At 60.2% G+C, this 12,984-nt stretch carries 6 protein-coding genes, 1 tRNA gene and 1 pseudogene; 5 read left to right on the top strand and 3 right to left on the bottom strand.

The annotated features are described in order from the left end of the window. The first annotated feature begins 166 nt into the window (after nucleotides 1-166). Nucleotides 167-1,318, top strand: a complete 1,152-nt coding sequence (locus tag QRN46_RS16015) for an L-dopachrome tautomerase-related protein (RefSeq protein ID WP_285356107.1) — start codon at nucleotides 167-169, stop codon at nucleotides 1,316-1,318. A gap of 71 nt (nucleotides 1,319-1,389) precedes the next feature. On the opposite strand, the pseudogene QRN46_RS16010 reads toward QRN46_RS16015, so the two are convergent. Then, nucleotides 1,390-2,290 (bottom strand): annotated as a pseudogene (locus tag QRN46_RS16010) (LysR family transcriptional regulator). A 353-nt stretch (nucleotides 2,291-2,643) separates the two neighbouring features. On the opposite strand from QRN46_RS16010, the gene QRN46_RS16005 reads away from it, so the two are divergent. Beyond that, a complete protein-coding gene (locus QRN46_RS16005; RefSeq protein WP_201818616.1) occupies nucleotides 2,644-5,049 on the top strand; it encodes a glucose/quinate/shikimate family membrane-bound PQQ-dependent dehydrogenase in 2,406 nt (801 codons plus the stop codon). 84 nt (nucleotides 5,050-5,133) lie between these two features. Then, entirely contained in the window at nucleotides 5,134-6,432 is a 1,299-nt protein-coding gene (locus QRN46_RS16000) for a carbohydrate porin (RefSeq protein WP_201818618.1), read from the top strand. 69 nt (nucleotides 6,433-6,501) lie between these two features. On the opposite strand, the gene QRN46_RS15995 is transcribed toward QRN46_RS16000, so the two are convergent. Further along, nucleotides 6,502-8,697 carry an OsmC domain/YcaO domain-containing protein gene (locus tag QRN46_RS15995; RefSeq protein WP_011334123.1) on the bottom strand — a complete coding sequence of 732 codons (2,196 nt, stop codon included), beginning with the start codon at nucleotides 8,695-8,697 and terminating at the stop codon, nucleotides 6,502-6,504. 178 nt (nucleotides 8,698-8,875) lie between these two features. On the opposite strand from QRN46_RS15995, the gene QRN46_RS15990 reads away from it, so the two are divergent. Both QRN46_RS15990 and QRN46_RS15985 read left to right on the top strand, forming a co-directional pair. Continuing rightward, entirely contained in the window at nucleotides 8,876-11,497 is a 2,622-nt protein-coding gene (locus QRN46_RS15990) for a bifunctional diguanylate cyclase/phosphodiesterase (RefSeq protein ID WP_285355818.1), read from the top strand. Nucleotides 11,498-11,596: 99 nt separating this feature from the next. Continuing rightward, nucleotides 11,597-12,880 (top strand): OprD family porin, encoded by a 1,284-nt coding sequence (locus QRN46_RS15985; protein ID WP_041475271.1) that lies wholly within the window; start codon nucleotides 11,597-11,599, stop codon nucleotides 12,878-12,880. 7 nt (nucleotides 12,881-12,887) lie between these two features. Here QRN46_RS15985 and QRN46_RS15980 read toward each other — a convergent pair. Continuing rightward, nucleotides 12,888-12,983: transfer RNA gene (locus QRN46_RS15980), tRNA-Sec, on the bottom strand. Between the last annotated feature and the right edge of the window lies 1 nt (nucleotide 12,984).

The raw sequence follows: 12,984 nt of genomic DNA, 5'->3' as shown, positions 1-12,984 counted from the left end.
GCTGGCAGCTTTGTATTTTCCGCAAAATGCGGAAAGTCTTCCTGCGATTTGCTTCTGTCTGGAGAAGGTCGTCGCGCATAGCCTGTCACTGCCTTCTCGTGCTCACTGATTTATCGCGACTCGTGCTTGAAGGCTCCTCACATCACTGGCGCTCAAGGACTTGAACATGAACAGATTATTTAAAATCGCAGGCCTGGCCCTTGCGGTATCCGTAAGCGGCCTGGCCGTCGCGCAAAGTGATACGGGCAAAGGCGCCGCCATCGAACGTGTTTACGCGTTCAACGGGGCCATGCCGACAGGCGTGACGGTAACCGAAACCGGCCGTATCTTCGTGAACTTCCCCCGGTGGGGTGATGACGTGCCCTACACCGTTGCGGAAATTTCCAACGGTCAGCTTGTGCCCTACCCTGATCTGAGAACCAATGTCGCGGATCCGCAGAACCCGGCCAAGGGATTCATCAGCGTGCAAAGTGTGGTTGCCGACGGCAAAGGCCGCGTCTGGGTGCTCGACACGGCAGCACCGAAGTTTTCCGCGCCTCAGGCGGGCGGAGCCAAGCTGGTGGCGATCGACCTGACCTCCAACAAGATCACAAAAACGATTGTGTTCCCTGACGACGTCATCCTGCCGACCACCTATGTCAATGACGTGCGCTTTGACTTCCGTACAGGCAAGGAAGGGACCGCCTACATTACCGACTCTTCGGTCAGCGGCCCTGGCGGCATCATCGTGGTCGATCTCGCGAGTGGCCAGGCAAGCCGCAAACTGACTGGCGCCCAATCCACCTCGGCCGACCCGTCCTTTATCCCGAAGGTTGAAGGCAAGCCCGCCTTGGTGACGCGCAATGCTCAAGGCAAAACCGGCCTGTTGACGGTGGCATCTGACGGTATTGCCCTGTCCAGTGATGGCAAGACGCTCTACTTCTGCCCGTTATCGAGCAGGCATCTGTACGCCGTGCCGACTGCCCTGCTGCGTGATCCGGGTGTGAGCGATGCCGAACTGGAAAAAGCGGTCGTCGACCTCGGTGAAAAAGGTGCTTCCGACGGTCTTGAAGCCGATGCCGACGGTGCCGTGTACGCTGGTGACTACGAGCACAACGCGATTCGCAAACGCCTGCCGGACGGTCGCTGGCAGACGCTGGTCGAAGACTCGCGAGTGCTTTGGCCCGATACGTTGTCGATCGGCCCTGACGGCTACCTGTATTTCACCGCCAACCAGCTTCATCGCTCGGCAGGTTTTAATGACGGTCAGGACAAACGCGTCAAACCGTACAGCCTGATGCGTGTGAAGATCGGCGCCAAGCCTGCAGCGACGTACTAGAGAAACGTCAGAGCATTGAGGTCTGGCTCAAAGGCCTGAACCTGACGCGGCGCCCCAGCCTCGTCAGGTTCTCATTCAGCTACGTAACGTTCGAATCGTTGCGCCAGGAAAGTTCTCAAGGCCTGTACAGCCGGTGTGAGTGAGGTGCGATGGGGACACACGAGCTGAAGCGGCGCCGGCTGTCCGACGTCTGCCGGGAAAAGCTCCACCAGTCGACCGCTGCGCAAGTCATCCAGCACATCGATTTTCGACCTGTAGACGATTCCGAAACCGGCAACCGCCCAGCGCCGGACGATATCGGCATCATCACTGACCCGGTCGCCCGTCACCTGAACGGTCCTGACACCGTCGGCCGAATGAAAGCTCCAGCGTTCGTAGGTCTGCTCCCCCATCACAAACCGAAGGCAATTATGGTTGCCCAATTCTTCCGGTGCGGCAGGCCGGCCGTGGCGGGCCAGATAGTCCGGCGAGGCGCAGACCGTTCTTCTGTTCGTCGGCGCCAGGGCCAGAGAGACGAGGCTGGAATCGGCCAGCAAACCATAGCGGATACTGGCATCCAGTTGCTCGCCGACCAGGTCGGCAATCTGATCGCTGACCCGTAACTGCAACAGCACCTTCGGATGCAGTTGCTGAAACTCGTCGAGCCATCGCAACAGCACGTTTCGGCCGATATCCGACGGTATCGACAAGCGAATCGTGCCGGCTTTCATCGCGACCTTCACTTAGTGCGATCTCGCCATTTTCAAGCGCTTCGAGTGCCTGCCGGGCATGGGAAAGGTAGCGTTCGCCATCGTCCGATAATCTCAAGCGCCGGGTCGAGCGAACGAACAACCTTGCTCCAAGACTGCCCTCAAGACGCTGAACCGCTCCGCTGGCCAAGGCTGGAGAAATGTCCAGCAATCGGGCAGCGGCGGAGAAACTGCCGGCCGCAGCCGTGGTGACGAATACCTGAAGGTCATCTACGCGGACTATTTTCTTCACGATCACGAAATTCTGTAGGGTGCGGACGAAGTTTTTCAGCGTAATAAGAAAAATGATCATTGCCCAGCCGTCGCTCAGACGTCGGGGCTGTTAGCCATTAGTCTAATCAGCCCAGGCACCGGCGTAATCACTGCGCGAGCCATGCCTGTCACAAATCCCACTTCCCCTGACAGAAAAGCGACTTTCAACCGCATTTCAATATCGCTTGCAGCCTAACAGGCGCAAACCGTTCTCTGATCCGACGCTCCGCTGAGCAGCAAACTACACTTCATTCTGATTTAGTGATTTAACTAGGTAGTTACCTAACTATATAATGCTCGCCTCATTTCAACGGGACATTCAACGTGAAGCAGAGTCAGCGCCTCTCGGGCATATCAACATTCATTCTGGTCGGGCTGGGCGTGATCATCGCCCTGCTCGGCCTGGCACTGGCCGCTGGCGGTGTGAAATTGGTCAGCCTGGGAGGCTCCTGGTACTTCCTGGTGGGTGGTCTGGTGATGGCCGTCTCCGGTCTGCTGATCGCGCGGCGCAAGCCTGCCGGTGCCTGGCTGTTCGCGGCGTTTCTGGTTGGAACCGCTATCTGGGCCGTGATCGATGCAGGGCTGGTGTTCTGGCCGGTGTTCTCGCGCCTGTTCATGTTCAGCGCCGTGGGTCTGGTGGTTGCGCTGGTCTATCCGCTGCTCAAACGCGCCAATGGTGACGTTGCAGGTCGCGGCGCTTACGGCGTTGCGGCTGTTCTGGCGGTTGGACTCGCGGTAGCTGCCGGCAACATGTTCGTCGCGCACCCGACCGTCGCCCCTACCGGCACTGGCCCGGGCCTGACGCCGGTCGAGCCGGAAAAGGCGCAGAAAGACTGGGCCCACTACGGTAATACCGAGGGTGGCAGCCGCTTCGCCGCGCTGGACCAGATCAACCGCAGCAACGTCGACAAATTGAAAGTCGCGTGGACCTACCACACCGGCGACATCGCCGAGAGCGATGGCAATGGTGCCGAAGACCAGCTGACTCCGCTGCAGATCGGCAATAAAGTCTTCATCTGCACCCCGCACAACAACCTGATTGCGCTGGATGCCGACACCGGTAAAGAACTCTGGAAAAACGCGATCAACGCTCAGTCCAAAGTCTGGCAGCGCTGCCGGGGCATGGCGTATTTCGACGCCAGCACCGCCGTCGCCAAACCGGCCAGCGCGCCAGTGAGCGAAACCCCGACCGCTCCAATCGCCAACTGCACACGTCGCTTGCTCACCAACACTATCGACGCCCGCCTGATCGCGGTCGATGCGGACACCGGCGAGTTCTGCCGGGGTTTCGGCAACAACGGCCAAGTGGATCTGAAGGCCGGTCTGGGTGATGTTCCGGACAGCTACTATCAACTGTCCTCCGCGCCGCTGATGGCCGGCACCACTGTGGTGGTTGGCGGTCGTGTGGCCGACAACGTGCAGACCGACATGCCGGGCGGCGTGATCCGTGGTTTCGACGTGATGACCGGTGCCATGCGCTGGGCATTCGACCCGGGCAATCCAACCGATCGCAAGGCACCCGCAGACGGCAGCACTTATGTGCGCAGCACGCCGAACAGCTGGGCGCCGATGTCCTACGACCCGGCGACCAACACCGTATTCCTGCCGATGGGCAGTTCGTCCACCGACATCTATGGTGTCGAGCGCAGCAAACTCGATCACACCTACGGTGCCTCCATCCTGGCGCTGGACGCCAACAGTGGCGAAGAAAAGTGGGTCTACCAGACCGTCCACAACGACCTCTGGGACTTCGACCTGCCGATGCAGCCAAGCTTGATCGACTTCACCAAGGACGGTAAAACCGTGCCGGCGCTGGTCATCGGCACCAAGGCCGGGCAGATTTACGTGCTCGACCGCGCCACCGGCAAACCGTTGACCGAAGTAAAAGAAGTGCCGGTCAAGGCAGCCAATATCCCCAACGAGCCGTACTCGCCTACCCAGCCTAAATCGGTCGGTATGCCGCAAATCGGTGCCCAGCACCTGACCGAATCGGACATGTGGGGCGCCACGCCTTACGACCAGCTGCTGTGCCGGATCGATTTCAAGTCGATGCGTTACGACGGCTTGTACACCGCGCCGGGCACTGACAAATCCCTGAGCTTCCCGGGTTCGCTGGGCGGCATGAACTGGGGCAGCATCTCCACTGACCCGGTGCACGGCTTCATCTTCGTCAACGACATGCGTCTGGGCCTGTGGATTCAGATGATTCCGTCGCAGAACAAAGGCCAGGCAACTTCCGGTGGCGAAGCGTTGAACACCGGCATGGGCGCCGTTCCGCTGAAAGGCACGCCTTACGCAGTGAACAAGAACCGCTTCCTGTCGGTTGCCGGCATTCCGTGCCAGGCCCCACCGTTCGGTACGCTGACCGCCATCGACATGAAAACCCAGAAAGTCGCCTGGCAAGTTCCGGTCGGCACCGTTGAAGACACAGGTCCCCTGGGCATCCGCATGCACCTGCCGATCAAGATCGGTCTGCCAACCCTCGGCGGCACCCTGTCGACCCAAGGTGGCCTGATCTTCATCGCCGGCACCCAGGACTTCTACCTGCGCGCGTTCAACAGCGGCAACGGTGAAGAAATCTGGAAAGCGCGTCTGCCGGTCGGCAGCCAGGGCGGCCCGATGACGTATGTGTCGCCGAAAACCGGCAAGCAATACGTGGTCATCACCGCCGGTGGTGCTCGCCAGTCGACCGACCGTGGCGACTACGTGATGGCGTACGCCCTGCCGTAAACCGCAGCGCCCTCCTTCACTTCACTTGTGCGCGGCACCTTCGGGTGCCGCGTCGTTTCATGTCCTTCGCTCTGGATTTCAGCAATGTCATTGGCTGTTCGCTTTTCCCACGCCGGGGTCTTCACCGGCATGCTGTTCGGTCTCACCTGCGGCGCTGCCCTGCCCGCTCTCGCCGATACCGATTCGAACGTGTTCACCCGCAATACCCTGACCGGCGACTGGGGCGGCCTGCGCCACCAGCTCGATAAAGACGGCATCAAGTTCACCGGCGATTACACCGGCGAAACCGCCTACAACGCCGACGGCGGTCTGCATCGCTCGGCGCGCTATTCGCAGAACATCAAGCTCGGCGCGCAGTTCGACCTGAGCAAACTGTACGGCGTCGATAACGCCGGCAAGATCCAACTGACCATCAACGACCGTCGCGGCAACAGTGCTTCTGAAGATCTGGTCGGCAACCGTTTGCCCATCCAGGAAAACTACGGCGGCCTCTACACCCGCCTGACCGAGCTGAGCTACGAGCGCAGCCTGTTTACCCCGGCGCTGAACGTCAAACTCGGCTACATGGCCATGGGCAACGACCTCGGCGGCCTCGACAGCGGCATTCTCTGCAATTTCATGAACGCCGGCTTCTGCGGCCATCCGCTGAACATGTCCGGTGGCAGCGGCTGGACCAACTACCCCAACGCCCACCTCGGTGTGCGGGTGAAATATGACCTCTCCCCGGCCTGGCAACTACGCGTAGCCGCGTTCAATGTCGATCCGGAAAGTAACGGCAACTCCAGCCGTGCCTGGCACTTGGGCCCGAAACACACCACCGGTACCGTGGTGCCGATTGAGCTGGTCTACAAGCAGGCCGGCAAACTGCCCGGCGAGTACAAGCTCGGTTATTACTACGACAGCTCCGACGTCAAACGCATCGGCAGTGACAAGGAAGTGTCCGGGCGCGGCGGCCATTACGTCCTGATCGACCAGGCCGTGTGGGCTTCGGACGTCTCCGAAGGCCGCAGCCTGCACGCCTTCGGCCAATACTCGGCGGCCAGCGAAGCGGCCTCGCCATTCAGCAAGTGGTACGGCACCGGCCTGGTTCTGTACAAACCCTTTGAAGGCCGCCCTCGCGACACCGTGGCGCTCGGTTACGGCCGCGCAGTGCCGAACCCGCGCAGCCGCGATGTGCTGCAGGACACCGCCACTGCCAATGGCGCCGCGTTCCCCAATCTGGACAGCGCCGAGCAATTGATCGAACTCGGCTACGGCTATCAAGCCACTCCATGGCTGACGCTGCGTCCGAATGTGCAGTACATCATCGAGCCAGGCGCGTTCTCCGGGCAGGACATCGACAATGCATTGGTGTTTGGATTGCAGGTGAAAGCCGCGCTCTGACAGCATCCTTTGCCGACCACAAAAAAAGCACCCGCAAAGGTGCTTTTTTTGTACGTGCCGCCAACCGAATCAACCCGCGAAGTTGGCCCGCGCCGCGTGCAGTTTCTTGTAGCTCTCGATCAGGCGCAGGTGCCGATCCAGCCCTTCCAGCTTCATGCTGGTCGGCGTCAGACCGTAGAAGCGCACGCTACCATTGACCGAACCGATCGCCGCATCCATGCGCTCGTCGCCGAACATGCGGCGGAAGTTGGCTTCGTAGTCTTCCAACTGCAGATCCTCGTCCAGCTCCATTTCCAGCACAACGTTGACCGCTTGATAGAACAAGCCGCGCTCGACGGTGTTGTCGTTGTATTGCAGGAAGGCTTCGACCAGATCCTTGGCCTGCTCGTACTTCTGCAAGGCGAGGTAGATCAGCAGGCGCAGTTCGAGAATGGTCAACTTGCCCCATGGGGTGTTGTCGTCAAACTCGATGCCGATCAGCGTGGTGATGTCGGTGTAATCGTCCAGTTCACTGTGTTCCAGGCCTTTGGCGAGGTTGCGCAGGCCGACTTTGCTCAGGTTGTGCAGGTTGAGGATATCCGCACGGAATTGCAGCGCTTTGTTGGTGTTGTCCCAGATCAGGTCTTCTACCGGATAGATCTCCGAATAGTCCGGCACCAGAATGCGGCACGCCTTGGCGCCGATGTGCTCGTAGACCGCCATGTAGACTTCCTTGCCCATGTCTTCAAGGATGCCGAACAACGTCGCGGCCTCTTCGGCGTTGGAGTTTTCGCCGTTGCCGGAGAAGTCCCACTCGACGAATTCGAAGTCGGCTTTGGCGCTGAAGAAGCGCCACGACACCACGCCGCTGGAATCGATGAAGTGCTCCACGAAGTTGTTCGGCTCCGTCACAGCCTGGCCCGAGAAGGTCGGCTGTGGCAGATCGTTGAGGCCTTCGAAGCTGCGGCCCTGCAGCAACTCGGTGAGGCTGCGTTCCAGCGCCACTTCGAAGCTCGGATGGGCGCCGAACGAGGCGAACACGCCGCCGGTGCGCGGGTTCATCAGCGTCACGCACATCACCGGGAACTCACCGCCCAGCGACGCGTCCTTGACCAGCACCGGGAAACCCTGCTCTTCCAGCGCCTTGATCCCGGCGAGGATGCCCGGGTACTTCGCCAGCACCTCTTGCGGTACATCCGGCAGGGCCATTTCGCCTTCGAGGATTTCGCGTTTGACCGCCCGCTCGAAGATTTCCGACAGGCACTGCACCTGGGCTTCAGCCAGGGTGTTGCCGGCGCTCATGCCGTTGCTGAGAAACAGGTTTTCGATCAGGTTGGACGGAAAGTACACCACCTCGCCGTCAGACTGACGCACGAACGGCAGCGAGCAGATACCGCGCTGGGTGTTGCCGGAGTTGGTGTCGTACAGGTGCGAGCCGCGCAGTTCGCCGTCGCGGTTGTAAATGCCCAGGCAATATTCGTCGAGGATTTCCGCAGGCAACTCGTCTTTGGCGCCGGGCTTGAACCAGCGCTCGTCCGGGTAATGCACGAACTCGGCATTGGCGATCTCTTCGCCCCAGAACTGATCGTTGTAGAAGAAGTTGCAGTTCAGCCGCTCGATGAACTCGCCCAGCGCCGAGGCCAGCGCGCCCTCTTTGGTCGCACCCTTGCCGTTGGTGAAGCACATCGGCGACTGCGCATCGCGGATGTGCAGCGACCAGACGTTGGGCACGATGTTGCGCCACGAAGCGATTTCGATCTTCATGCCCAGGTCGGCCAGAATCCCCGACATATTGGCGATGGTCTGTTCCAGCGGCAGGTCCTTGCCGGCAATGCAGGTGCCCGCGCCGGACGTGGAAGCCGGCATCAGCAGGGCCTGGGCATCGGCGTCGAGGTTCTCGACTTCCTCGATCACGAACTCCGGCCCGGCCTGCACCACCTTCTTCACCGTGCAACGGTCGATCGAGCGCAGGATGCCCTGGCGATCCTTTTCGGAAATGTCCGCCGGCAGCTCGACCTGGATTTTGAAGATCTGGTTGTAGCGGTTTTCCGGATCGACAATGTTGTTCTGCGACAGACGAATGTTTTCGGTCGGGATATTGCGGGTGCTGCAGTACAACTTTACGAAGTAAGCCGCGCACAAGGCCGAAGACGCCAGGAAATAGTCGAACGGACCCGGAGCAGAGCCATCGCCCTTGTAACGGATCGGTTGGTCGGCCACCACCGTGAAGTCATCGAACTTGGCTTCGAGTCGGAGGTTGTCGAGAAAATTGACCTTGATTTCCATGCGGGTTACCAGAATAGCGGGCTAAACAAATTGGCCGCCATTATCCGGCTTTTGAGCGTGAAGTCTTGTGCTTTTGCGCAAGGGGACCTGAGCGGGCAGACACGCTTGGCGCAACTTCTGAACATCTCGAAGCCGAAGATGTTCTAGATTGAAGAAATACCGGATCAAGGACGAGCAAATGGACATCTCCAGCCGTGCGACGTCGTTACCCACCCTGCAGGGCTCTGTCACCCGGCGTCTGGCCGTCGCGGTGGGTGCGCTGTTCATTGCCGGAGTGATGGCGGCGACCGCTGCGTTGCTCGGCATTGCCACTCAACTGGATGAGGATGACGTCAATGACGTCCGGTTCTATTCGGCCCGGGCGCTGGAGAACCGAATCACGGCATCGAAGAACTACATCACTAGTTACGCCTACTGGACGACAGCCTATGAGCGTTTGAGCGGTACGGTCGACACGAACTGGGCCTACACCGAGCAGAACATGGGCAAGACCCTGTTTACCAGCGACGGCTATGACGGTCTGTTCGTGCTGGATCGAGAACGCACCAAATACGCCGTCGTTCGCGGGCAAATGCTCGATGCGCAACTGCCCCAGTTCCTTCAGCTTTCGGCGAACAGTCTGGTGGAGCAAGTGCAGAGTCAGCCTGACCTGACCAGGCCCGTCAGTACTTATTCATTGTTCGAAGACTGGCCGGCGCTGGTCACCGCGGCGGCGATCCTTCCCAACGATGAGCGCCCGGTAGGCGATCCACAAAAGACTTCGGTACTGGTATTCGTCGACAATCTGACACCCACCAAGTTGCGCAAGATCGGCAGCGGGTATGGGCTGAACAATCTGTCGCTGGCACCGGACGGCACCATCGACCCGGGCCAGCCTCGCGTCCCGCTGGACAGCACCGGATACAGCCTCGTTGCCGATCTGGAGCGACCGGGCCAGCATCTGCTCTGGTCGTTGCTGCCAACGCTCGGCCCCGCTTTGCTCGTGTTGATGGCCCTGACGGTCTGGTTCTTTCGCCATGCGTTACGTTCCTCGCGGTATGTCGACGACAGTTTTGAAGCGATGCAGGCGTCGAATCAGGCATTGCTGGCGTCCAACCGCGCACTGGAAGCCAGCGAGGAGCGCTTTCGGGCGGTGGCCGAAGCGGCGTCCGACTGGATCTGGGAGGTGGATGAAGCGTTGTCCATCACCTATCTGTCGACCCGGTTCAGTGCTGTCACCGGTTATCCGCAGGCCCAGTGGATCGGGAAACACATCGGACACTTGCTTGTCTGCGACACCACTCCGCTGGATCTGTGGCTGAAGAAACTCGATGAGGAAAGCAACGCCAGCGACCTGCGTTGCACCTACCGTGACCGCGAGGGGCAACAGCGCCACTGCCGTCTCTCGGCCAGGCCGATCGTGGAAAGTACGGCAGTGGTCGGCTATCGCGGCACGGCCAGCGACATCACCGATGAGGTCGCCGCCCATGCGCAGATCCAGCACCTGTCCTTGCATGACGCGCTGACGGGCCTGCCCAACCGCAACAAACTGTCGCGCTATCTGGACGACGCTCTGCTGCTCAAGGAGCACGCCCCGCCTTTATCGGTGCTGATGATTGACCTGGACAATTTCAAGCCGATCAACGATTCGCTCGGGCACCCCGCCGGCGATGCTGTGTTGCAAGAGGTTGCCGGCCGACTGCGCGAATGCACGCGCGACCACGATATCGTCGCCCGTCTGGGCGGTGACGAGTTCGTCGTGGTGCTCTGCGGCATGGACACGCATCAGGAGATCGACAGGTTCTGCACACGCCTGATCGGCAGCCTGCATCAACCCATCCTCTTCGAACAGCAACCGTTGCACATCGGCGCCAGTGTCGGCATCGCTCTGAGCCGGCGTCACGGGTACGTCGCCAGTGAGCTGATCCGTTGCGCAGACATTGCGCTGTACCAGGCCAAATCCGAAGGCAAAAACACCTGGTGCTATTTCGAAGCGCACATGAGCGATCAGATCCAAACCCGTCGGCAGATGGAGGACGACCTTCGAAGGGCCCTGACGAACAATGAGTTCGTGCTGCACTTTCAACCCCGATACAAGGTCGATGGCAAGGAAATCGTTTCGGTCGAGGCTCTGGTGCGCTGGCAGCATCCGGTAAAAGGGTTGCTCGGACCGGATTTATTCATTCCGCTGGCCGAACAGACCGACCTGATTGTTCCCCTCGGTCGCTGGGTCCTGCGTGAGGCTTGTGAAACGGCACTGACCTGGCCGGCGGATATTCTCCTGTCGGTCAACCTGTCACCTGCGCAGTTTGCGATCAGCGATGTGGTCGAAGATGTACGCGAAGTGCTGGTGGGTACTCGCTTCCCGGCCAGCCGGCTGGAGCTGGAAATCACCGAGAACGTAATGCTCAACGACACGGACGGCGCGTTGACCACCATGACCGCGCTCAAGGAACTGGGCGTGCGCCTGAACATGGATGACTTCGGCACCGGTTATTCCTCCCTTGGCTATCTGCGTGCCTACCCGTTCGATGGCATCAAGATCGACAAACGTTTCATTGCTTCAATCAGCACCGGCGCCAATGATCGGGCGGTGGTGCAGGCCATCATCGGACTGGGTAAAGCGATGGGGCTGACCGTGACCGCTGAAGGCGTTGAAACCGAGGAACAACTGGACATTCTGGGCAAGGATCAATGCAACGAAGTCCAGGGTTATTACATGAGTCGCCCGATCGACAGGGCGGCCTTCGCCAGTCTTTTGCAGGCATCAAGAGCCGCCGCTGTCGATCCTTCCAGGCAACGAAAAGGCCGGGTGACCTGAGGACGCTGACTCAGCACATCCGCTCAATCGCAGCACGACGGTTTGCTTCAGTATCCGGCAACTTCCATCACGGCCGGTCACTGACACATGAAAGGTTTCATGCAACCGCGTTTCGCCCTGGCACTGTTGTATTGCGCAATGGCCGACTCGGCATTTGCCAGCGGATTTCTCGACGACGCCAAGGCCGAAGTGCTCAGCCGCAACTTCTACCTGAGCAACGACTACCGCTCGCCCTCACCCGCCGGGAAAAACTACAAACAGGAGTGGGCTCAGGGGTTTATCGGCACTTTCGCATCCGGTTTCACTGAAGGAATCGTCGGGGTTGGTCTCGATGCCCACGCCTTTTATGGGCTGAAACTCGATGGCGGCAAGGGGCACTCCGGCACCGGACTTTTGCCGGTGGACAGTGATGGCCGTAGCGAAAGCGAATACTCCAGCGCCGGTGGTGCGCTGAAGTTGAAGACTTCGAAAACCACCCTCGCCTTCGGTGAAATGACCGTGGAAACGCCGGTCTTCGACACCTCGGACAAACGCCTGCAACCGGAATACGCCACGGGGTTGCTGCTCGACAGCCACGAGATCGAAAACGCACGCGTCGTGGCCGGGCGCTTCACGGCGTTCAAGAACCAGGACCGTTCCTCCGGCAAAGGCGACTTTCAAGGCTATGGCGCCAGCACCCAAGGCGAAAGCATCAGTTTTGTCGGCACCGATCTGTTCAGCGACAGCCCGGTCGGCGGCGCGCTGTATGCGTCCGATCTGAGCGACACTTGGCGCCAGTACTACGCCAACCTGCATTTCAAACAGTCCGGTCTATTGCTCGACGCCAACGTCTACCACACCCGCGACACCGGGCAGGCACTGGCCGGCGACATCGACAACACCGCGTTCAGCCTCTCGGGCAAATACACCTTCGGCGCCCACGCGGTGATGCTCGGCTGGCAACGCATCAATGGCGACACGCCGTTCGATTTTGTCGGTGGCGATTCCATCTACCTGGCCAACTCGATCAAATACGCCGACTTCAACGGCGCTCACGAGCGCTCCTGGCAAGCGCGTTATGACTTGGATCTCGGCGCCTTCGGCATTCCCGGGCTGAACTTCATGACCCGTTACGTTTCCGGCAGCCAAATCGACGGCACTCACGCGCCCAAGGGCGGCGCCTACAACCCGTTCGACGCGGACTCCGGTGAATATCAGCCTCAGCAAGGGGACGGCGGCAAACACTGGGAACGCGACATCGATCTGCGCTACATCGTCCAGTCCGGCGCGGCCAAGGATCTGTCGGTGCAGCTGTCTCACGTTTCGCACCGGGCCAACAGCGCCCAGGCCGGGGATGACATTGACCGGATCTATGTGGTGATCCAGTACCCGTTGGGCTTTTGAGGGAAATTGGCGGAAGGCAGCCGGAGTCGAACCTGCCCGGGAACGGATGCCGTCCCCAACCGGGTTTGAAGCCCGGCCGCGCCACCGGGCGCGATTGCCTTCCT

Origin of the sequence: Pseudomonas sp. lyk4-R2A-10, assembly GCF_030209075.1 — a bacterium.
GTDB classification, from domain to species: domain Bacteria; phylum Pseudomonadota; class Gammaproteobacteria; order Pseudomonadales; family Pseudomonadaceae; genus Aquipseudomonas; species Aquipseudomonas glycinae.
The sequence above is the reverse complement of the archived record's forward strand: the minus strand, read 5'-3'. Positions and strand labels throughout refer to the sequence as shown.